20 protein-coding genes and 1 tRNA gene are annotated in these 20,105 nt (G+C 59.9%); 10 read left to right on the top strand and 11 right to left on the bottom strand.

Going from position 1 to position 20,105, the window contains the following annotated elements; all coding sequences use genetic code 11:
- Positions 1 to 8: 8 nt before the first annotated feature.
- Both EQV96_RS17805 and EQV96_RS17800 read left to right on the top strand, forming a co-directional pair.
- Positions 9 to 1,325, top strand: coding sequence for a S41 family peptidase (locus EQV96_RS17805; protein WP_095000787.1), 1,317 nt, complete (start codon positions 9 to 11; stop codon positions 1,323 to 1,325).
- A 1-nt stretch (position 1,326) separates the two neighbouring features.
- Positions 1,327 to 2,109 (top strand): divergent polysaccharide deacetylase family protein, encoded by a 783-nt coding sequence (locus tag EQV96_RS17800; protein WP_095017756.1) that lies wholly within the window; start codon positions 1,327 to 1,329, stop codon positions 2,107 to 2,109.
- Positions 2,110 to 2,179: 70 nt separating this feature from the next.
- On the opposite strand, the gene EQV96_RS17795 is transcribed toward EQV96_RS17800, so the two are convergent.
- From EQV96_RS17795 to EQV96_RS17765, 7 genes are all read right to left on the bottom strand, one after another.
- Complete coding sequence (locus EQV96_RS17795; RefSeq protein ID WP_095000785.1) at positions 2,180 to 2,935, bottom strand: ABC transporter substrate-binding protein; 756 nt, start codon at positions 2,933 to 2,935, stop codon at positions 2,180 to 2,182.
- 72 nt (positions 2,936 to 3,007) lie between these two features.
- Positions 3,008 to 3,778, bottom strand: coding sequence for an imidazole glycerol phosphate synthase subunit HisF (gene hisF / locus EQV96_RS17790; protein WP_240882219.1), 771 nt, complete (start codon positions 3,776 to 3,778; stop codon positions 3,008 to 3,010).
- A 10-nt stretch (positions 3,779 to 3,788) separates the two neighbouring features.
- Positions 3,789 to 4,526 (bottom strand): 1-(5-phosphoribosyl)-5-[(5-phosphoribosylamino)methylideneamino]imidazole-4-carboxamide isomerase, encoded by a 738-nt coding sequence (hisA, locus tag EQV96_RS17785; protein ID WP_088378464.1) that lies wholly within the window; start codon positions 4,524 to 4,526, stop codon positions 3,789 to 3,791.
- Positions 4,527 to 4,565: 39 nt separating this feature from the next.
- Positions 4,566 to 4,823 carry a DUF2164 domain-containing protein gene (locus tag EQV96_RS17780; protein WP_095000784.1) on the bottom strand — a complete coding sequence of 86 codons (258 nt, stop codon included), beginning with the start codon at positions 4,821 to 4,823 and terminating at the stop codon, positions 4,566 to 4,568.
- A complete protein-coding gene (hisH, locus tag EQV96_RS17775) occupies positions 4,823 to 5,461 on the bottom strand; it encodes an imidazole glycerol phosphate synthase subunit HisH (protein WP_016783109.1) in 639 nt (212 codons plus the stop codon). Before hisH ends, EQV96_RS17780 begins: the two co-directional genes overlap by 1 nt.
- Positions 5,461 to 6,054, bottom strand: a complete 594-nt coding sequence (gene hisB, locus EQV96_RS17770; protein WP_016783108.1) for an imidazoleglycerol-phosphate dehydratase HisB — start codon at positions 6,052 to 6,054, stop codon at positions 5,461 to 5,463. Before hisB ends, hisH begins: the two co-directional genes overlap by 1 nt.
- Positions 6,055 to 6,268: 214 nt before the next feature.
- On the bottom strand, positions 6,269 to 7,930 hold the full coding sequence (locus tag EQV96_RS17765; protein ID WP_095023763.1) for an OFA family MFS transporter: 1,662 nt from the start codon (positions 7,928 to 7,930) through the stop codon (positions 6,269 to 6,271).
- Positions 7,931 to 8,221: 291 nt separating this feature from the next.
- Here EQV96_RS17765 and EQV96_RS17760 point away from each other — a divergent pair, with 291 nt between their 5' ends.
- The 6 genes from EQV96_RS17760 (at position 8,222) to EQV96_RS17735 (ending at position 13,532) form a co-directional block, all read left to right on the top strand.
- On the top strand, positions 8,222 to 10,429 hold the full coding sequence (locus tag EQV96_RS17760; RefSeq protein ID WP_095000782.1) for an AsmA family protein: 2,208 nt from the start codon (positions 8,222 to 8,224) through the stop codon (positions 10,427 to 10,429).
- On the top strand, positions 10,426 to 11,493 hold the full coding sequence (gene mutY, locus EQV96_RS17755; protein WP_095000781.1) for an A/G-specific adenine glycosylase: 1,068 nt from the start codon (positions 10,426 to 10,428) through the stop codon (positions 11,491 to 11,493). The genes EQV96_RS17760 and mutY overlap by 4 nt, the downstream gene beginning before the upstream one ends.
- Entirely contained in the window at positions 11,490 to 11,762 is a 273-nt protein-coding gene (locus EQV96_RS17750) for an oxidative damage protection protein (protein WP_003438557.1), read from the top strand. Before mutY ends, EQV96_RS17750 begins: the two co-directional genes overlap by 4 nt.
- Before the next feature lie 104 nt (positions 11,763 to 11,866).
- Positions 11,867 to 11,942, top strand: a tRNA-Phe gene (locus tag EQV96_RS17745).
- 163 nt (positions 11,943 to 12,105) lie between these two features.
- Complete coding sequence (locus EQV96_RS17740; RefSeq protein WP_095000780.1) at positions 12,106 to 12,576, top strand: hypothetical protein; 471 nt, start codon at positions 12,106 to 12,108, stop codon at positions 12,574 to 12,576.
- Between the two features lie 59 nt (positions 12,577 to 12,635).
- Positions 12,636 to 13,532 carry an alpha/beta fold hydrolase gene (locus tag EQV96_RS17735; RefSeq protein ID WP_240882272.1) on the top strand — a complete coding sequence of 299 codons (897 nt, stop codon included), beginning with the start codon at positions 12,636 to 12,638 and terminating at the stop codon, positions 13,530 to 13,532.
- 2 nt (positions 13,533 to 13,534) lie between these two features.
- Here EQV96_RS17735 and EQV96_RS17730 read toward each other — a convergent pair whose 3' ends face one another.
- On the bottom strand, positions 13,535 to 13,780 hold the full coding sequence (locus EQV96_RS17730) for a DUF1272 domain-containing protein (protein ID WP_095000778.1): 246 nt from the start codon (positions 13,778 to 13,780) through the stop codon (positions 13,535 to 13,537).
- Between the two features lie 351 nt (positions 13,781 to 14,131).
- On the opposite strand from EQV96_RS17730, the gene EQV96_RS17725 reads away from it, so the two are divergent.
- The gene (locus EQV96_RS17725; protein WP_240882218.1) at positions 14,132 to 14,737 is read left to right on the top strand and encodes a biliverdin-producing heme oxygenase; all 606 of its coding nucleotides are present in this window, start codon (positions 14,132 to 14,134) and stop codon (positions 14,735 to 14,737) included.
- Positions 14,734 to 16,971: an ATP-binding protein gene (locus tag EQV96_RS17720; RefSeq protein ID WP_095000776.1), complete on the top strand. Its 2,238-nt coding sequence runs from the start codon at positions 14,734 to 14,736 to the stop codon at positions 16,969 to 16,971. Before EQV96_RS17725 ends, EQV96_RS17720 begins: the two co-directional genes overlap by 4 nt.
- A 97-nt stretch (positions 16,972 to 17,068) precedes the next feature.
- On the opposite strand, the gene gltS is transcribed toward EQV96_RS17720, so the two are convergent.
- From gltS to EQV96_RS17705, 3 genes are read right to left on the bottom strand one after another with little or no spacing between them, the layout of a single operon-like run.
- Positions 17,069 to 18,277, bottom strand: a complete 1,209-nt coding sequence (gltS, locus tag EQV96_RS17715; protein ID WP_095000775.1) for a sodium/glutamate symporter — start codon at positions 18,275 to 18,277, stop codon at positions 17,069 to 17,071.
- Positions 18,278 to 18,334: 57 nt separating this feature from the next.
- Positions 18,335 to 19,273: a formimidoylglutamase gene (gene hutG, locus EQV96_RS17710; RefSeq protein WP_095000774.1), complete on the bottom strand. Its 939-nt coding sequence runs from the start codon at positions 19,271 to 19,273 to the stop codon at positions 18,335 to 18,337.
- Between the two features lie 20 nt (positions 19,274 to 19,293).
- Complete coding sequence (locus tag EQV96_RS17705) at positions 19,294 to 20,019, bottom strand: IclR family transcriptional regulator (RefSeq protein ID WP_095000773.1); 726 nt, start codon at positions 20,017 to 20,019, stop codon at positions 19,294 to 19,296.
- Between the last annotated feature and the right edge of the window lie 86 nt (positions 20,020 to 20,105).

Raw genomic sequence — 20,105 nt, 5'->3', positions numbered from 1 at the left:
CGCTCAACATGCCGCATTTGTCCCGCCTCAACTCGCTGGCCCTGACGATCGCTCTGCTGATCGGCTCGCCATTGGCATTTGCTGCCGAGCCGAGCATTCCGCCAGCCGGGGCTGCTACCAGCGCCAAGGCACCGCTGCCTCTGGAAGAGCTGCGCACATTTGCCGAGGTCATGGATCGGATCAAGGCCGCCTATGTTGAGCCGGTAGACGACAAAACCCTGCTGGAGAATGCCATCAAGGGCATGCTCAGCAACCTCGACCCGCATTCTGCCTATCTGGGGCCGGAAGATTTCGCCGAGCTGCAGGAAAGCACCAGCGGCGAATTTGGCGGGTTGGGCATTGAAGTCGGCACTGAAGACGGCAACATCAAGATCGTCTCGCCGATCGACGACACCCCTGCCAGCAAAGCCGGCATCCAGGCCGGTGACTTAATCGTCAAGATCAATGGTCAGCCCACCCGTGGCCTGAGCATGACCGAGGCCGTAGACAAAATGCGCGGCAAGATCGGTCAGAAAATCACCCTGACCCTGGTACGCAACGGTGGCGCACCGTTTGACGTAACCCTGACCCGGGCCAATATCCAGGTCAAGAGCGTCAAGGCCCAACTGCTTGAAGACGGCTACGGCTACATCCGCATTACCCAGTTCCAGGTCAAGACTGGCGAAGAAGTGGCCGCTGCGCTGTCCAAACTGCGCAGGGAAAACGGCAACAAGCGCCTCAAGGGCATCATCCTTGACCTGCGCAACAACCCGGGCGGCGTGCTGCAGTCGGCAGTTGAAGTGGTAGACCATTTCATCACCAAAGGTCTGATCGTCTATACCAAGGGCCGTATCGCCAACTCTGAGCTGCGTTTCTCGGCTACCGGCAAGGATCTGAGCGAAGGCGTGCCATTGGTGGTACTGATCAACGGCGGCAGCGCCTCGGCGTCAGAGATCGTCGCCGGTGCCTTGCAGGATCAGAAGCGTGGTGTGGTGATGGGCACCACCAGCTTCGGTAAGGGCTCGGTGCAAACCGTACTGCCGTTGAACAATGACCGCGCGCTGAAGATCACCACGGCGCTGTACTTCACTCCGAACGGGCGCTCGATCCAGGCCCAGGGCATTGTTCCGGATATCGAAGTCAGCCGCGCCAGGATCACCCGCGAGCAAGACACCGAGTACTACAAAGAGGCCGACCTGCAAGGTCACCTCGGCAATGGTAACGGCGGTGCCGACAAGCCGACCGGCTCCGGCCCCAAAGCCAAGCCGATGCCCCAGGACGATGACTTCCAGCTGAGCCAGGCCCTGAGCCTGCTTAAAGGCTTGAGCATCACACGCGGCAACTGAGGTGCGTCTTTCCCTGGCCCTCACCCTGCTCTGCTGCCTGACCGGTACCGCCCACGCGGCACCGGTCAGCGCGCCCGCCACACCGCACAAGGCTTACCTGAGCCTGATTATCGATGACCTTGGGCAAAACCTGCCCCGGGACCGCCGCGTGCTGGCGCTGCCCGGCCCGGTCACCACCGCCGTGATGCCCGACACCCCCCATGCTGCCGAATTTGCCCGCGAAGCCCACAAGGCCGGCAAGATCGTCATTTTGCACATGCCAATGGACCCGGCCACCGGGCCCTTTGCCTGGCACCCGGACCTGCCTGTCGACGAACTTGAAAAGCGCCTCAACGCCGCGTTCAAGGCAGTGCCCTACACCAGCGGTATCAACAACCACATGGGCAGCCGAATGACCTCCCAGCCACAAGCGATGGCCTGGCTGATGGGCAACTTGCAGCAACGTCACAAATTCTTTGTCGACAGCCGCACCAGCGCGCAGACGGTCGCGGCGGCCGAGGCGCAAAAAATCGGCCTGGCCAGTGTTTCGCGGGATGTGTTTCTCGATGACGTACGTACCGAGCAGGCGATCACCACACAACTGCATACCGCGATCAATCTGGCGCGCAAGCAAGGTTCGGCGGTGATGATCGGCCATCCCTACCCGCAAACCCTCGCCGTGCTTGAACGGGAGCTGCCCAAGCTCAAGGCCCAGGGCATTGACTGGATCGATATCAGGCAAATGATCGGCGTGCGCAGCAACAAGGCGATGGCCGGGCATGGGAAGGATGGGGTTTATCGCTGAGACCCGTGCCATTTGTAGCCGCTGAGGAGCGCAGCCTTCGTTCCTCGTCAGCGGCTACACGCTCTGTGTGTTACAGGTACTTTGCGCGGATTTTCTCATCCACGCCTTCTGCCTTTAACTCATCCAGCGCCTTCTGCAACTTGCTCACCACCTCGTCCGGCACGTCTTTGTTCAGCGCCAAAAACAGCTCGGCCTGATTGAAACGCAACACCGTCTTGAACCCTGAAATCCCTACCTGACGCGCCAAAAATTGGCCAGCTGGAGCACCTGTGGCCCACAAGTCGATTTGCCCGGCCTGCAACTTGCGGGCGTTGTCCTGATCGCGCAGCACAATCACCGGCGCCAGCCCCTGCTTCTCTAGGGACAAGGCAATGGCGTCGCCCTTGTAAGCTCCCACCCGATACTGGCGGGCCTGTTCGAGGGACGTCAGGGTAATCGGGCTATCCCCTCGGGCCAGCAACACCCAGTCATCAGGACCAATAGGGCCGACCCACTTGAACAGCTTTTCACGCTCGGGCACGCGGGCGGTGACAAACACACCGTATCCGGGTTTTTCGAGGGCAAGGTGGTAGATACGCTCCCAAGGGAAACGCAGGGTCATGCTGTAGGGGATGCCGGCACGTTTGAAGGTTTCACGCAGGATATCGACGGCGATACCTTCAATATTATCGTTCTGCGCAAAATTCTTGCCGTTTTTGGCCATGTTGTACGGCGGGAAGTTTTCAGTCAGTAACACGATCGATGAGTTCGACGTATCAGCCGCAAAAGCGGTACTCGCCAGCCACATCGTGGAACTGACGAGAATAGGCACAAAGCGTTTAAACATGACAGGCGACCTGAATCCATGGCGTGCTCAAGAGTGCCGTGGGCACGCCATGCTGTCCAGTAGCCTTTGGCCTTAGCGAACCACGATTCCGCGCTCTGCCATGTACGCCTTGGCCTCTGGCACCGTGTATTCACCAAAGTGGAAAATACTCGCCGCCAGCACTGCACTGGCGTGACCTTCCAGAATGCCGTCAGCCAGATGCTGGAGGTTACCGACACCGCCCGAGGCAATCACCGGAATGCCCAGTGCATCACTGATTGCGCGGGTAACACCCAGATCGAAGCCGTTTTTCATGCCGTCCTGATCCATGCTGGTCAGCAGGATTTCGCCGGCGCCCAGGCCTTCCATCTTCATGGCCCACTCGACCGCGTCGAGCCCGGTTGGCTTGCGCCCGCCGTGGGTGAAAATTTCCCAGCGCGGGGTTTCGCCCGGCAAGGAGACTTTCTTGGCATCAATGGCGACCACAATGCACTGCGAGCCAAAATGTTGCGCCGCTTCGCCCACAAACTCCGGGTTAAACACCGCTGCGGTATTGATCGAGACTTTGTCGGCACCGGCATTGAGCAGGTTGCGTATGTCCTGGATGCAGCGCACCCCGCCACCTACGGTCAACGGGATAAACACCTGACTGGCCATGCGTTCGACTGTATGCAGCGTGGTGTCGCGCCCATCGACGCTGGCAGTGATATCGAGAAAGGTAATCTCGTCAGCACCCTGCTCATCGTAACCACGGGCGATCTCTACCGGGTCGCCGGCATCGCGAATGTTCTCGAACTTGACGCCCTTTACGACCCGGCCGTTATCCACGTCCAGGCAAGGGATGATGCGTTTGGCCAGCGCCATGGGTCTCTCCTCAGGCCTTGTAGCTGTCGCAGAAGGCTTGCGCCTCGGCCACATCCAGCGTGCCTTCATAGATGGCGCGACCGGTAATGGCGCCCACGATGCCCGGCGCCTTGGCGTCCATCAGGGCCTTGATGTCACCCAGGTTGTGGATGCCGCCCGAAGCGATCACCGGAATGCTGGTGGCAGCGGCCAATGCGGCGGTGTAGCTCACGTTGCAGCCCTGCATCATGCCGTCCTTGGCAATGTCGGTATAAACGATGGCCGACACGCCGTCTGCTTCAAATCGTTTGGCCAGGTCGATGACCTGCACGGTGCTCACTTCAGCCCAGCCGTCAGTGGCCACAAAGCCGTCTTTTGCATCCATGCCGACAATGATCTTGCCCGGGAACGCGCGGCAGGCCTCGGCCACGAACTCAGGGTTTTTCACTGCCTTGGTGCCCAGGATCACATAGCTCACGCCCGCTTTGACGTAATGCTCGATGGTTTCCAGGGAGCGAATCCCGCCACCGATCTGGATCGGCAGGTGCGGGTACAGCTTGGCAATGGCAGTGACCACTTCGCCGTTGACCGGCTGGCCTTCAAAGGCGCCGTTGAGGTCGACCAGGTGCAGACGGCGGCAACCGCCCTCTACCCATTTGGCAGCCATGCTCACCGGGTCATCGGAAAATACCGTGGAGTCTTCCATGCGGCCCTGGCGCAGACGTACACAGGCACCGTCTTTAAGATCGATAGCGGGAATAATCAGCATGTGGCAAACCTTCAAATTCGGGAGTCTGAGACTCGGAAATCAGTTCTTCTCGAGCGCCCACAGGTCGCTTTCGATGCTCTCGAACCTCTCTTTGAGGTGCGCCTGCACATCGAAAATCGCCCGATTGTAGTAATGCGGGGCGATTTCGCGGGTGAACAGCTCAAGGATTTCAGCCGCCTCGAACGAACCCAGGTCCAGTTCGAAGCGGTCTTCCATAAAGCGTTTGATCTTGCTGTTGGCTTCGTTCTCTTGCTCAGGGGTGAGCGTAAGAATCGGCGGCTTTTTGCGCGGCGCCATTACCAGCGGCCATCCCAGGCCGCAAAGTTTTCCAGCAGCTGCAAGCCGTGGGTATGGCTTTTTTCCGGGTGGAACTGCACCGCGAAGCGCGAGCCCTCGGCCAGCGCTGCGGCGAAATCGACGCCGTAATGCCCGCCACCGACTACCTGGCGAGGATTGCCCGCCGCAATGTAGTAGCTGTGTACAAAGTAGAAACGCGCCAGGTCGGGGATGCCGTGCCACAGCGGGTGATCGACTTTTTGCTGCACTTCGTTCCAGCCCATGTGCGGCACCTTGAGATGCTCGCCGTCTTCGTGCAGGTCCTTGCCGAAGAACTTCACGGCGCCCGGGAACAGGCCGATGCAATCAACACCGCCGTTCTCTTCGCTGCTGTCGAGCAAGGCTTGCATGCCGACACAAATACCGAGAAACGGACGATCCTGACTGACTTCACGCACCAGCGAGTCAAAACCCAGGCGACGGATTTCGGCCATGCAATCGCGGATCGCACCCACACCAGGGAACACTACGCGGTCGGCTTCGCGAATCACGCTGGCATCGCTGGTAATCAGCACCCGACCGGCGCCAACGTGCTCCAGCGCCTTGGCCACCGAGTGCAGGTTACCCATGCCGTAATCGATTACCGCCACTGTCTGCATCAGAGCACGCCCTTGGTAGAAGGCATTTGCCCGGCCATGCGCTCATCCAGCGCCACGGCCATGCGCAGGGCGCGGCCGAAAGCCTTGAACACGGTTTCGATCTGGTGGTGGGTGTTGGTGCCGCGCAGGTTGTCGATGTGCAGGCTGACATTGGCGTGGTTCACGAAGCCCTGGAAGAACTCCTGAAACAGGTCAACATCGAAGCCGCCGACGGTGGCGCGGGTGTAGGGAACATGCATTTGCAGACCAGGACGACCGGAAAAGTCGATGACTACACGGGACAGCGCTTCGTCCAGCGGGACGTAAGCGTGACCGTAGCGGGTCATGCCTTTTTTATCGCCGACTGCTTCGCTGAAGGCTTTACCCAGGGTAATGCCGACATCTTCGACGGTATGGTGATCGTCGATATGCAGGTCGCCTTTGCACTCGATGTCCAGGTCGATCAACCCATGTCGGGCGATCTGGTCGAGCATGTGCTCAAGAAAAGGAACACCGATATCGAATCGGGCCTTACCGGTACCATCCAAGTTGATCGAGGCTTTAATCTGGGTTTCCAGAGTATCGCGCTCGACTGACGCCTTACGTTCGGCCATCACCAGCTCCGCAAAATCATTGGGCGAAAAAGGTGGCCATTATAGGCACGGGTCAGGCAAACAGAAACATTAAGGGTGCGGTGGCTGACGTAATGCGCGTTGACGCACAGGCCGCGCCGCCTGAATCGCGAGCAAGCCCGCTCCCACAGAGACGCAATCCGTCTGTGGGAGCGGGTTTGCTCGCGATGGCGTCAGCGCTGACTCAACACGTCAATCAGTGAAACAACACCGCCGTCTTCTGCACCGTTACCCACACGCCCCACAACAAGGGAATGCCCACGGCCAGCCAGGCTGCAATCACCAATGGCTGACTGCCCGGTGCGGCTTTCCACTCCAGCGACGTACTGGCGTCCGCGCCCTTGTCGTGCCCCAGCGCCTGTTCGGCGGCCAGCTCGGCGTCGGTCATGAAGTATTTGTCGGCCACCGGGCGTACCAGCAGGTTGCAGATAAAGCCCAACACCAGCAGACCGGCGAGGATGTACAAGGTGATGTCATACGCCGCCGCACGCTCCACACCGATGCTCAACTGATACTCGCGCAGGTAGTTGACCAGCACCGGCCCCAGCACGCCCGCCGCCGCCCAGGCGGTCAGCAGGCGACCGTGGATCGCGCCGACCATCTGCGTACCGAACAGATCGGCCAGATACGCTGGCACTGTGGCAAACCCGCCGCCGTACATCGACAGAATGATGCAGAACGCCGCCACGAACAGCGATACGTTGCCCAGATGGCCCAGGTTCGGAATCATCGCGTACAGCGCAAAACCCAGGGCGAAGAACACAAAGTAGGTGTTTTTGCGGCCCAGGTAATCCGAGAACGACGCCCAGAAAAACCGCCCGCCAATATTGAACAGACTCAGCAAACCGGTGAACCCTGCTGCAATCGCGGCGATCTGCGCCAGCTGCGCTGCATCCAGCTGGCTGAAGGTCAGATCATTGCCCAGCAACTTGCCCGCGAAGACTTCCTGCAGCAATGGCGAGGCCATGCCCAGAATGCCGATACCGGCCGATACGTTAAGGCATAGAACCAGCCATACCAGCGCAAATTGCGGAGTTTTCCACGCCACACTTACGTGTACATGGCGCTGGGTGATCATCGCGTTGGCCGCTTTTTTTGCCGGCGCCTTCCAGCCCTCAGGCTTCCAGCCGGTCGGTGGTACGCGATAAGACAACGCGCCGCCGATCATGAACACGAAGTAAATCGCCGCCATTGCGACAAAGCTCTGCCACACGCCCACACCGTCCGGCCCGGCAAAATGGTTCATCAATGCGGCAGCCAACGGTGCGCCCACCATTGCCCCGCCACCAAAGCCCATGATCGCCATGCCCGTAGCCATGCCACGCTTGTCCGGGAACCACTTGATCAGTGTCGACACCGGCGAGATATAACCCAGCCCCAGGCCGATACCGCCGATAACCCCAGAACCCAGCCACATCAGCCAGATCTGATGGGTATAAATACCCAATGCAGAAATCAGCAAACCGCCGCACCAGCACAAAGCCGACACCACACCGGCCTTGCGTGGCCCGGCATGCTCAAGCCAGCCGCCCCATACCGCGGCCGAGCAACCGAGGAAGATAAAGAACAGGGTGTAGATCCAGCCGAGCATCGAAATCGGCCAGTCGCATTGCGACGAGAACACTTGCGCGATAAAGCTCATGTCTGGCGCACAAGCCACAGGTGCAGTCACGCCCAGGGCTTTGGACAACGGCAGCCAGAACACCGAAAAGCCATAGGCCATGCCGATGCACAGATGGATGGCCAGAGCAGCTGGCGGCACCAGCCAGCGGTTGAAGCCGGGTTTGGCGATGATGCGCTCCTTGGACAGGAACGCAGGCGGCGAAGCAGAACTGCCCGCAGCAATGCTGATACTCATAGGTGTTTCCCCCAGGTAATGAAGTTATTTCCCCGGCACGCTCGCTCCCTGACTTTGGCGCTCTGTGGCACACAGTCGTTTTTATTGGATCGAGACGCGGCAATGTGCCGCAGAAGGCCCGAAAAACAAGCAAAGATTACCATTTGATCGCCAGCCTGGCCCTAACCTGATGTGGTCTTTGGCCAAGCAACTGATCCGCTACTATCCACCCCCCAGTCGGCATGCGCGTGGCGCTATACTCTGCGGCTGAATTTAAAACTTACTCTCACACAGACTTACAAGGACTCGCCCATGAAAGCGTTCGGCAAAATCCTGGGTCTGGTGCTTCTCGGATTGTTGCTGATCATCGTGGCCCTGGGCTTTGCCCTCAGCCATCTGTTCGATCCCAACGACTATAAAGACGAGATCCGCCAGATAGCCCGTGACAAAGCCCACATTGAGCTGACCCTCAATGGCGACATCGGCTGGAGCCTCTTCCCCTGGCTTGGCCTGGAACTGCACGACGCCAGCGTTGCCACTCTCGCAGCGCCGACCCAGCCTTTCGCCGATCTTCAGATGCTCGGTCTGTCCGTACGCGTACTGCCGCTGCTGCGCAAAGAAGTGCAGATGAGCGACGTGCGCGTCGAAGGCCTGAACCTGCGCCTGACCCGCGACAAGGACGGCCACGGCAACTGGCAGGACATCGGCAAGCCGGCCACCGCCGCCGCGCCAACCACCGGCACCGAGCCCGCTGCGAGCAACAAGCCTGAAAGCGCCGGCCAGCCCCTCAAGCTCGATATCGACAGCCTGACCGTGAACAACGCCCGGGTTGAATATAACGACGAGCAAAGCGGCAAGCAGTTCAGCGCCGAGAGCATCCAGCTGAGCACCGGCCCGGTTCACGAAGCTACCAGTATCCCGGTCAAGCTGACCGCCTTCCTGGGCACCAACCAGCCGGTGATGCGGGTCAAGACCGAAGTTGACGGCAAGTTGCGCTTTGACCGTGTACTCAAGCGCTATCAGTTTGAAGACATGAAGGTCACCGGCGAAGCCTCCGGTGAGCCGCTGCAGGGCAAGACCATGACGTTCGCCGCACAGGGGCAAATTCTGGTTGATCTGGCTGCGAACGTCGCCGAATGGAGCAGCCTGAAGATTTCAGCCAACCAGTTGCGCGCCCTGGGTGAGTTCAAGGCCAACAGCCTCGATACCACTCCGCAAATCAGTGGCGGCCTGTCGATTGCCCAGCTTGATCTGGCCCGGTTCCTCGACAGCATCGGCCACCCGCTACCTGCCATGGCGCCGAACAGCCTGAGCAAGGTCGAACTGGTCAGTCGCCTTTCGGGCACGCCCAGCAGCGTGACCTTTGACGAGCTGAACCTGAAAGTCGATGACAGCACCTTCACCGGCCTCGTCGCCATTGACGATTTCGCCAAACAAGCTGTACGTATTCAGCTCAAAGGCGACACATTCGACGCTGATCGCTACATGCCGCCCAAGTCGGCCGAAGCCAGCAGCGCCAGCGTTGCGCGCAAGGCTGAAGTACAGAGCAGCGAAGCCGGCGCCCTGGCCGCATCGGGTGATACGCCGCTGCCGGAGGCACCGACCAAAAGCGGCTGGAGCACCGCCAGGATCATTCCGGTCACCCGCCTCAAAGCGCTCGACCTGAATGCTGATATCAGCTTTGGCCAACTGACCCTGAGCAAACTGCCGATACAAAACGCGGTGTTCAAGGCCAACAGCAAAGCCGGTGTCCTGACCCTGGAAAACCTCAGCGGTAACCTTTACAAAGGCAGCTTTGCCGCCAATGGCAGCCTGGACGTACAACCCATGCTACCGGTGGTCAAACTGCAGACCCGCATTACCAATGTGCCGGTGGATAAAATCCTGCAAAGCCAGGGGCAAAAACCACCGGTGACCGGTCTGCTAACCCTCAACAGCAACGTCACTGGCAGCGGCAACAGCCAGAGCGAGCTGATTTCCAGCCTCAACGGCACCGCCAGCTTTATGCTTAATGATGGTGTGCTGCTCAACGCCAACCTTGAGCAACAACTGTGCAAGGGTATTTCGGTACTCAACCGCAAAACCCTGAGCGGCGCGCCCCTGGGCAAAGACACGCCATTCAAGGAGCTCAAGGGCACCCTGGTGTTCCGCAACGGCGTGGCCAGCAACCCGGACATGATCGTGCGCATCCCCGGCCTGAGCGTCAAAGGCGATGGCGACATCGACCTGCGCGTACTGGGCATGGATTACCGCATCGGCATCATCATCGAAGGCGACACCCGCGCCATGCCGGACCCGGCCTGCCAGGTCGGCAAGAACTTTGTCGGCATCGAGCTGCCATTACGCTGCCGTGGCCCGCTGGAGCTGGGGGCCAAGGCCTGCCGTCTGGACAAGGAAGGGCTGGGCAAGGTTGCCGCCAAAGTGGCGGGCAACAAGCTCACTGACAAACTCGAAGAAAAGCTCGGTGACAAGGTCAGCCCCGAGCTCAAGAACGCGCTCAAAGGGCTTTTCAACCGATGAGAGATGAGCAGTTTTCAACCGCGGTGCTGGACTGGTATGACCAGCACGGTCGCCACGACCTGCCCTGGCAACAGGGCATCACCCCGTATCGGGTATGGGTCTCGGAAATCATGCTGCAGCAAACCCAGGTCAGTACCGTGCTGAACTACTTCGACCGTTTTATGGCTTCACTGCCGACGGTCGAGGCCCTGGCCGCTGCACCGGAAGACGAAGTACTGCACCTGTGGACCGGCCTGGGCTACTACACCCGTGCGCGCAACCTGCAAAAGACCGCCAAAATCGTTGTCGCCGAATATGACGGCCAATTTCCGCGGGATGTGGAAAAACTGGTCGAGTTACCCGGTATCGGTTTATCCACAGCCGGTGCGATTGCCAGCCTGAGCATGGGTCTGCGGGCGCCGATTCTGGACGGCAACGTCAAGCGGGTACTGGCGCGCTACACGGCGCAAGAGGGCTACCCCGGCGAGCCCAAAGTGGCCAAACAGCTGTGGGCCACTGCCGAGCGCTTCACCCCCCACGACCGCGTCAACGCCTACACCCAGGCGATGATGGACATGGGCGCCACGCTCTGCACCCGCAGCAAGCCCAGCTGCCTGTTGTGCCCGCTTGAAAGCGGCTGTGAAGCGCACTTGCTGGGCCTGGAAACCCGCTACCCGATCCCCAAACCGCGCAAGGTCATCCCGCAAAAGCGCACGCTGATGCCAATGCTGGCCAATGCCGGGGGCGAAATCCTGCTTTACCGCCGTCCGTCGACCGGCTTGTGGGGCGGCCTGTGGAGCCTGCCCGAGCTCGATGACCTGCAGGACATCGAGCATCTGGCGCTGCAACACTCGCTGGCCCTGGGCGCGCAACACGAACTGACCGGCCTGACCCATACCTTTAGCCATTTCCAACTGGCCATCGAACCCTGGCTGATCCACGTCAAGGAGTCCGGCCATCACGTGGCCGAGGCCGACTGGCTCTGGTATAACCTCGCCACCCCGCCGCGCCTGGGCCTTGCCGCCCCGGTCAAGAAGCTGCTCAAACGCGCAGCCGACCTATTGAACGCTGGAGAGACGTCATGACCCGCACCATCATTTGCCGCAAGTACAAAGAAGAACTGCCTGCCCTTGAGCGCGCTCCGTTTCCGGGCGCCAAAGGCCAGGACATTTTTGACCACGTTTCGGCCAAAGCCTGGGCTGACTGGCAAAAACACCAGACCCTGCTCATCAACGAAAAGCGCTTGAACATGATGAACGCCGAAGACCGTAAATATTTGCAGGGCGAAATGGACAAGTTCTTCAGCGGCGAGGAATACGCACAAGCCGAAGGCTACGTTCCGCCAACCGAATAAACCCCGGTTTTAAAGGCTTTGATCCGTAAGCGACGGTAATAATTAAATATTTTTCAAAAAAGTGTTTGACGGGTTATCGAAAAAGGCTTCTAATGCGCCCCGTTGCCCAGATAGCTCAGTCGGTAGAGCAGGGGATTGAAAATCCCCGTGTCGGCGGTTCGATTCCGTCTCTGGGCACCACATTCAGTTTTGATGTGGTGTTCACACCACGCCAAAACAAAGAAAACCCGCCTAGTGCGGGTTTTTTTTTGGCCGTTATTTATACCCGGCGGCGCCACCTCTCTTGGCGATTGCAAAGAGATGGGGTTCAATCCTCTCATCAGCCTGCAAAGGACACACCTTCATGTCATCGCCAAAAAAGCAGCAAAAAAACGCGCAGCGGGCCAAAACCAAGGCCAAGCAGAATCGCGTGGGCAAACCGGCCAAAGCCTCGGCTGGCGCCCTGATCGACAACCCGTTCGATGACGTGAAAATCGACCTCAGCACCTTCAACTTCCAGGACATCCTCGACAACGGTTTTGACCCCGCTGACTACGATGACCTGTTCCAGGCCATGAAAGCCGCCGAAGCCATCAACCTGCAAACCCTGTGTGCGGTATTCCTGCAGTACCCGGTACTGGAACTGGTGATCTCGGAAGAAGAGGAAGAGCCGGCCACCGATTTTCTGATGGGCTTGCTGATCGAATACCGCATTGCCGTACATGGCGATGATGAAGACAGCGCCGTGGCCTGGATCGAAACCCCGGCATTCCAGAAAGCCTACGTCGAAGCTTCACGGCTGCTGACAGAACGCAACGCCCGGAGCGCGCACTGACAGCAGCCCTGCCCGAACCTGTCAGCCGGGCGTTCACCGAGCCTGCTGCTGACGGTTACCTGCTGGGCGGTTTCGAATGGCGCCAGCGCATACCTGACAGCACGCGAGCAGTGATCATCATCAACGCCGCCACCTCGGTGCGTTGCCAGTATTACTCGCGGTTTGCCGAATACCTGTTCCGCCAGGGCATGGACGTGATGCTGTTCGACTACCGCGGCATCGGCGCCTCACGCAGCGGATCGTTGCGCGGTTTTACGGCCTCCTGGTCGGACTGGGGCACGCTGGACGCAGAAGCGGTGCTCAAGCGCGCACAGCGCGAGTACCCCGGCCAGCCGATCGACGTGGTGGGCCATAGCTTTGGCGGTTGTGCGGCGGGCCTGGCGGCTTCCGGGCTGGCGATTCGCCATTTGGTCACAGTCGGCGCGCAATATGCCCACTGGCGTGACTACGCACCCGCACAGCGCTGGCAGATGCTCGCCAAATGGCACGGGGTCATGCCGTTGCTGACCCGCATGTGCGGCTACTTCCCCGGCAAGCGCCTGGGCTGGCTCGAAGATACCCCGGCGGGGGTGGTCAAGGACTGGGGCGCCTTCAGTACCCGCTACGAAAAACTCCCCAGCGCCCGAAGCTTCACTGCCCTGCCCTTTTGCTCGGTTACGGCCAAAACCCTCGCCATCAGCTTCACTGACGATCCTTTCGGTACTGTCGCGGCCATCGAACGCCTGCTGAACTACTTCAGTGCCAGCTCGCGTACGCATCTGCGTATCCAGCCGCAAGACATTGGCGAAACAGCCATAGGTCATTTCGCGTTTTTCCATAGCCGCTTTCAGGACAGCCTATGGCCGATTGCCTTGCAGTGGTTGCAACGCGGGGAATTGAACGTGGATGTCCCGGGGCAGACAGTCTCTGTAAAAGCACCCTCTCCCTCGGGAGAGAGCCAGGGTGAGGGGCTTTAAAATCAACGCGCAGCACAGCCTTCAGGTTTGTACACCCGCTCACTGGACGGCGGATTGCTCGCCAACTTGCTCACCGGTCTACGCGGCCGGACCAACAGCTCGCCCCCGCAATTGGGGCAAAGACCACCTAGATGCTGCTCCGTACACGTCGCACAAAAGGTGCACTCGAATGAGCAAATCCGCGCTTGTGCTGAATCTGGCGGCAAATCGCAATCACAGCATTCGCAATTGGGGCGTAATTCGAGCATAAGCACCTCACATTGAACCGGTAATTTTCATCTTTACATTTAAGACGCTTCCCACGAAAAACCAACCCCGATCTAAGCCAAGAGAGCTGAATTCGGGAATGGCCTAAATGTATCCGACCTGCGATACACATCCTCGCCATTGCAAACCTTAGAAGCTGTGACGCAGCGCGTCACGAATTGAGCCTACCCAATAAGCATCCTGCTAAGGGGAGAAGTCGAGCCTGTGCGCACTCAAACAACCACTGTTCTGCCGGGTTTTGTAGCAAAATAATTGCACTTTTTTATTACCATGACCTCCTACAGTTATGAGCGCCTAATTCACGCGCCACACAGAGAGCCGTCCTACAAGGCATGTCAGAAGACCAACCTTTATCAGCGGTATCGCCCGTTCTGCACGAGCTACGCGCTGGCACTCATACACGCCATGTAGCCCTTGAAAAACGCCTGCCGTTCTTCAGCAATACACTCGACCTTGAACGCTACACGCGCCTGTTGAGCGCTTACTACGGCTTCTATCACGAGCTGGAGGAGCGACTGCAACACAGCCCCTGGATGACCCACGATTTCGACCTGCAGGCACGACTCAAAACACCCGCGCTGCGTCGGGATCTGCAGGCCCTGGGGGTCAGCATCCAGTCGCTTGCACTGTGCGAAACCCTTCCGGCATTGCACAGCCCCGCCTGCGTACTGGGTGTGTTGTATGTGCTGGAAGGCGCCACTCTGGGCGGCAACGTGCTGCGCAAGCAGATGTCGCAACGACTGGGCCTGGAGGGACACAACGGCTGCGCTTTCCTTTACGTGTACGGCGAGGCCACCGGGCGGCAATGGAAGGCATTCCTGGAGTTTCTGGGCAGCGAGCCCCTGGACGCCCAAGCGCGAGACCAGGCCGTACAGGCTGCCAGCTCAACATTTAGCTGTTTCGAGCACTGGCTCGAACGTCAGGAGGTTTTATTATGACCCCACAGGACCCTCAAGCCTTTGAACGCTTGCTGGCCAATTGTGCTGATGAACCCATTCGCTTTCCCGGGGCGATCCAGCCCCACGGCCTGCTCGTGACACTGACGGAGCCGGGGCTGCAGATCCAGCAGGTCAGTGCCAATGTGCTGACCCTGTTCGGCGTCAGTGCCGAATCACTGCTGGGCCTGCCACTGGCCGCCCTCAGCGGCTCCGAAGCCGCCAACGCAGTGCAGCAGGCCGCCGTCTACACCACGCTGGCCGATGCTCCGCCTTTGGCCCTGAACCTGCTGGGGCGTGAATACGAAGGCCTGCTGCACCGTGACCAGGGCATTCTGGTTCTGGAGCTGGAACTCAAACCCGATGACTCAGAAATTCACAGCACCATGGGCAAGGTGCGCAACCTGAGCCGTATGCTGCAACGCCTGCAAGGGGCCAAGACCCTCACCGCACTGTATGAAATCTGCGTGCGCGAGATCCAGGCACTGACGGGCTACGACCGGGTTCTGATCTACCGTTTTCAGGATGAAGGCCACGGCCAGGTCATCGCGGAAGCCTCCTCGCCAGCGATGGAATTGTTCAACGGCATGTTTTTCCCTGCCTCCGACATCCCTGAACAAGCCCGCGAGCTGTACCGCACCCACTGGCTGCGCATTATTCCGAACGCCGATTACCAACCTGTGCCGCTGATTCCCACATTGCGCCCGGACACCGGCGAGGCACTGGATCTGAGCGGGGCCGTATTGCGCAGCGTGTCTCCGATTCACTGCCAGTACATGAAGAACATGGGCGTGCTGTCGTCCATGAGCATCTCGCTGATGGATGGCGAGCGCCTGTGGGGACTCATCAGTTGCGGGCATCGCCAGACGTTGCATGTCCCCCATGAACTGCGCATGGCCTGCCAGACCATTGGTCAGGTGCTGTCCCTGCAGATCAGCGCCCTGCAAACCCTGGAAATCAGCCGTCAGCGCGAAGCCAAGATGGATGCCCTGGTGCGCCTCAACGCCGCCATGGTGCAAAGCACCGCAGCCGTATTTGAAGGCCTGGCACAAATGCCCGAAGCCTTGATGGATCTGACTGGCGCCAGCGGCGTGGCGATTCTGGAAGACAAGGTGCTGCACCGTTATGGTCAGTGCCCCTCCCCGGAAGACACTCGCGCGCTGTACCAATGGTTCAAGGACAGCGGCCAGCCAGTCTTCTCCAGCCACAACCTCAGCACCCTGCACGCCCCGGCAGCACAGTACAAGGACATCGCCAGCGGCCTGCTGGCCATGACCCTGCCCAAGCCCGTGGACAACGCCGTGCTGTGGTTTCGCCGCGAAGTCAAAGAAAGCATCCAGTGGAGCGGCGACCCCAATAAACCGCTGAACCTGGAAGCCGGCAGCAACGGCCTGCGCCTGAGCCCGCGCACCTCGTTCGAAATCTGGAAAGTCGAGATGGACGGCATCTCCAGCAAATGGAGCCACGGCGATCTGTTTGCTGCCAATGACCTGCGCCGCTCGGCCCTGGAAAACGACCTGTCGCGCCAGGTGCTGCGCGAGCAACAGGCCGTGCGCGCACGCGACGAGCTGGTGGCGGTGGTCTCCCACGACCTGCGCAACCCCATGACCATCATCTCGATGCTCTGCGGCATGATGCAAAAGGCCTTCAGTAGCGACGGCCCGCACACATCGCGACGCATCACCTCGGCCATCGACACCATGCAGCAGGCCAGCAGCCGCATGAACGTGCTGCTCGACGATTTGCTCGACACCTCGAAAATCGAAGCCGGACGCTACACCATCAGCCCGCAGCCACTGGAAGTCAGCCAGATTTTTGAAGAGGCACTGTCGTTGCTCGCGCCGCTGGCGCTGGACAAGGCCGTGGAACTGACTTTCCACGCCGAGCCCGACCTGAAAATCAGCGCCGACCCCGAACGCCTGTTCCAGGTGCTTTCCAACCTGATCGGCAATGCGATCAAGTTCACCCCCGCACAGGGCAAGATCGGCGTAGCAGCCATGTCCAACGGGGACGATATCGTGTTCAGCGTGCGAGATTCGGGCAAGGGCATAGCCCCCGAACAGCTGCCACATATCTTCGACCGCTACTGGACGGCTAAAGAAGGCAACGCGCTGGGCACGGGCCTGGGGCTGTACATTTCCCAGGGCATCATCAAGGCCCATGGCGGCCAGCTACTGGCCGAAAGTACACCGGGAGAAGGCAGCGAGTTTCGCTTCACGGTCCCAAGAATGGTCTGATGGTTAACAGCACAATGCCCTGCAGCTATCACACCTGAATGCTGCATAAAAACGGCCGCCTCCTTGACGGGAGAGCGGCCGTTTTACATTCAACCCGTCAGCTGAAGGCGTTGATAAACCAGGTGATCATCGGGATCGCCACGATATCGATCAGCACCGCCCCACACAGCGGCACGATGATAAAGGCCTTGTACGAGAAGACTTTGTAGTGATCGCAGATGGCCCCCATATTGGCCACGGCATTGGGCGTCGCGCCCAGCCCGTGCCCCATGAAACCAGCGCACAAGACCGCGGCGTCGTAGTTGCGGCCAAACAGGCGGAACAGGACGAACACGCACAGCAGGATCATGATCACCACCTGCACCACCAGAATCACCAGCAACGGCAAGCCGAGCTTCTCCAGCTCCCAGAACTTCAGGCTCATCATGGCCATGGTCAGGAACATGCCCAGGCACACATCACCGATAGTGCTGACGGCATGGTCGGGCACCTCGATCAGCTGGGCCCGGTCATTGAGGTTGCGCAGGATGATCGCGACGAACATGGCCCCCACATAGCTCGGCAAGACGATACCCAGATGCTGCTGCAAGCTGGAGCCCAGCCAGAACCCCAGCACCATGATCACCACAATGCAGGTCAGCAAACGCAGCAGGGTTGCGGCATCCAGCGCGGCCACAGGGGTGTGGACCACGTCTTCGAACGCCTTGAGACTGCCCGCGGCTTCGGCCTTGACCACCAGTTTGTTGCGCTCGATCAACCAGCGCGCCAGCGGGCTGCCGAGCAAACCGCCGGCCACCATGCCAAAGGTTGCAGCGGCGAGCGCGGCAGTCGTAGCCCCGACCGCCCCCAGGTTTTCAGCAATCGGCCCAAAGGCTGCCGCCGCACCAAAGCCGCCCTCCAGTGACACCGCCCCGGCCATGATCCCCAGCAGCGGGTCGATACCCAGCAGCTTGGCCACACTCACTCCCACCACGTTTTGCACCAGCGCCAGGCCCCAGCACGCGCCCAGATAGATAAACAGCAGCTTGCCGCCCTTGCGCAACAACCCCAGGCTGCCACCCAAACCCACGGTGGTGAAGAACGCCACCATCAGCGGGGTTTGCAGGCTGGTGTCGAGGCTCAGGTTGAGCAGTTGCTGATCCCGTAATAACCAGATCACCAAGGCAAACCCAAAACCACCGATGACCGGTGCAGGAACACACAATTGACGCAGCCAGTAGCTGCGCTTTTTCAGTTGGGCACCCAGGCCCAGCAGGAGCAACGCGAGAGCAAGGGTGCTCAGCGCATCCAGTTCGAATGTCAGCATGGCGAATTTCTCTTTTTCTTATGATTCAACAAGCGGTTTCAGGGATTTGCGCAAAACTTAATCAATCAGGCTGGCGAGCAGACGCGCGCCAATGCGGGCGGTTCGGTTGTCGATGTCCAGGCTCGGGTTGAGCTCGGCGATGTCGGCCATGCGCAATTTGCCGCTGGCTTTGGCGTGGCGTACCAGGTGCTCGACGATCTGCATGTCCACCCCATGGGCAGACGGCGCACTGACGCCGGGGGCCTGGCTGGCGGGCAGGACATCAAGGCAAAGGGTCATGTAGAGGTGATCGACGTCTTGCAGAAAATCATCGATCAACGCTTCGCAGGCGGGGATGTCCCAGCTGTTCATTTGCCGGTCGAGGCGGTAACGCACATTCAGGCGCCCGGCCTGTTCAAACAGGGCCTGGGTATTGTTCAACTGGCTGACACCCAGGCAGCAATAGGTGAACGGCATATCGAAACGCTGGCAAGCCTCGGCAATCTGCCGGAAGGGTGTGCCTGAGCTGCTTTGTTCGGCGTGGCGCAAATCGAAATGCGCATCGAAATTGAGAATGCCAATGCGTGGCTGCGGGTGCTTGCGGCGCAAGTGATCAACCAGACCACTGAAACTGGCAAAGGCGATTTCGTGCCCGCCACCCAGGCCCAGCGGTAAATGCCCCTGGTCGAGCAAATGGCTGACCTGTTGGCCATAGCCTTGCTGCGCGCCCTCCAGATCATCGCCCGCACAGCTCACATCACCGGCGTCGTACAGCGGCGCGTGACCGTGCCATGCCAGATTGGCCAAGGCCTTGCGCAAGGCCACCGGCCCCTTGCGGGCACCGGTACGGCCCTGATTGCGCCTGACCCCTTCATCGCTGGCCAAACCAATCAATGCAGCCCCCGCTGGCAGGCCATCGGCCACAGGCTTGACCCATTGATGCCAGCGCAACGCGCCCTGCCCTTCAGCGGCATCAATACGGCCTGTCCACAAGGACATGTCGGGTACAACCGTCATGTTTGAAACTCCAGTCAAGTTCAGTCGAGCCGGGCGCTCAGGCGCAGGGCAACGTCCTGGGTCCAGCGGATCAGGCGTTCACTGCGGGTGTGTGCCCTGGTAGCCGGGGCCATAAGGCTGATGGCGCCTTGCAGGCGATTGCGGCTGTCGAGCAACGGCGCGCTGATGCCCCAGATACCGTCGTCGATCTCACTCACACTCACGGCATAACCGGCAGCACGGATCTGGGCAAAGCTGCGCTGATAGGTGGCAACTTCTTCAGGCTCGACGCCTTGCGCCAGAAGCGCCGACACACTGTGCGCTTCATCCATATACGCCAGCAGCACCCGCGCAGAAGCGCCGACCAGCAGCGGCTGGGCCAGCCCCTTCTGGTAACAGCAGCGCAGCGGCTGCGGGCTGTCGACCAGCTCAATGCAAATCGCCTGACCGTTGCTCGGCACCATCAAGGCCACGCTCTCCTGGCTTTGCTCGGCCAGACGCTTGAGTTCAGGTTTGGCCAGCGTTACCAGCACCGCTTCGCGGTCAAATTTTTTCGCCAGCTGCAAACAGGCTGGCCCTGGCAGATAGCGGCCCTGGCCGTTCTCTTCGGCCAGGCCCCAACGCAACAGGGTGTTGAGGTGGCGATAGGTGCTGCTCAGCGGTTGCCCCAGTTGCTCGGAAAGCGCCTTGGCGGAGATCGCCTCGGCGGATTGCCCCAGGCTGACGAGGATTTGCAGCAAGCGATCAGTTGGCGTGTTGTAGTTCATTATCGGCCCCATGCTCTTGCCTGCATGGTGCACGGTGTTTCCCATTAGCTGAAATTCGATTCCCACTGAATGGGAAAAAACCGCCA

It is taken from the genome of Pseudomonas sp. TMW22080 (assembly GCF_022496745.1).
Classification (GTDB): Bacteria; Pseudomonadota; Gammaproteobacteria; order Pseudomonadales; family Pseudomonadaceae; genus Aquipseudomonas; species Aquipseudomonas bubulae.
The sequence above is the reverse complement of the archived record's forward strand: the minus strand, read 5'-3'. Positions and strand labels throughout refer to the sequence as shown.

What these genes read in the sequence shown, in the direction of transcription:
- EQV96_RS17805 (WP_095000787.1), top strand. Translation starts at nt 9, where the DNA reads ATGCCGCATTTGTCCCGCCTCAACTCGCTGGCCCTGACGATCGCTCTG.
- EQV96_RS17795 (WP_095000785.1), bottom strand. Translation starts at nt 2,935, where the DNA reads ATGTTTAAACGCTTTGTGCCTATTCTCGTCAGTTCCACGATGTGGCTG.
- hisF (WP_240882219.1), bottom strand. Translation starts at nt 3,778, where the DNA reads ATGGCGCTGGCCAAACGCATCATCCCTTGCCTGGACGTGGATAACGGC.
- hisA (WP_088378464.1), bottom strand. Translation starts at nt 4,526, where the DNA reads ATGCTGATTATTCCCGCTATCGATCTTAAAGACGGTGCCTGTGTACGT.
- EQV96_RS17780 (WP_095000784.1), bottom strand. Translation starts at nt 4,823, where the DNA reads ATGGCGCCGCGCAAAAAGCCGCCGATTCTTACGCTCACCCCTGAGCAA.
- hisH (WP_016783109.1), bottom strand. Translation starts at nt 5,461, where the DNA reads ATGCAGACAGTGGCGGTAATCGATTACGGCATGGGTAACCTGCACTCG.
- hisB (WP_016783108.1), bottom strand. Translation starts at nt 6,054, where the DNA reads ATGGCCGAACGTAAGGCGTCAGTCGAGCGCGATACTCTGGAAACCCAG.
- EQV96_RS17765 (WP_095023763.1), bottom strand. Translation starts at nt 7,930, where the DNA reads ATGAGTATCAGCATTGCTGCGGGCAGTTCTGCTTCGCCGCCTGCGTTC.
- EQV96_RS17760 (WP_095000782.1), top strand. Translation starts at nt 8,222, where the DNA reads ATGAAAGCGTTCGGCAAAATCCTGGGTCTGGTGCTTCTCGGATTGTTG.
- mutY (WP_095000781.1), top strand. Translation starts at nt 10,426, where the DNA reads ATGAGAGATGAGCAGTTTTCAACCGCGGTGCTGGACTGGTATGACCAG.
- EQV96_RS17750 (WP_003438557.1), top strand. Translation starts at nt 11,490, where the DNA reads ATGACCCGCACCATCATTTGCCGCAAGTACAAAGAAGAACTGCCTGCC.
- EQV96_RS17740 (WP_095000780.1), top strand. Translation starts at nt 12,106, where the DNA reads ATGTCATCGCCAAAAAAGCAGCAAAAAAACGCGCAGCGGGCCAAAACC.
- EQV96_RS17730 (WP_095000778.1), bottom strand. Translation starts at nt 13,780, where the DNA reads ATGCTCGAATTACGCCCCAATTGCGAATGCTGTGATTGCGATTTGCCG.
- EQV96_RS17725 (WP_240882218.1), top strand. Translation starts at nt 14,132, where the DNA reads ATGTCAGAAGACCAACCTTTATCAGCGGTATCGCCCGTTCTGCACGAG.
- EQV96_RS17720 (WP_095000776.1), top strand. Translation starts at nt 14,734, where the DNA reads ATGACCCCACAGGACCCTCAAGCCTTTGAACGCTTGCTGGCCAATTGT.
- gltS (WP_095000775.1), bottom strand. Translation starts at nt 18,277, where the DNA reads ATGCTGACATTCGAACTGGATGCGCTGAGCACCCTTGCTCTCGCGTTG.
- hutG (WP_095000774.1), bottom strand. Translation starts at nt 19,273, where the DNA reads ATGACGGTTGTACCCGACATGTCCTTGTGGACAGGCCGTATTGATGCC.
- EQV96_RS17705 (WP_095000773.1), bottom strand. Translation starts at nt 20,019, where the DNA reads ATGAACTACAACACGCCAACTGATCGCTTGCTGCAAATCCTCGTCAGC.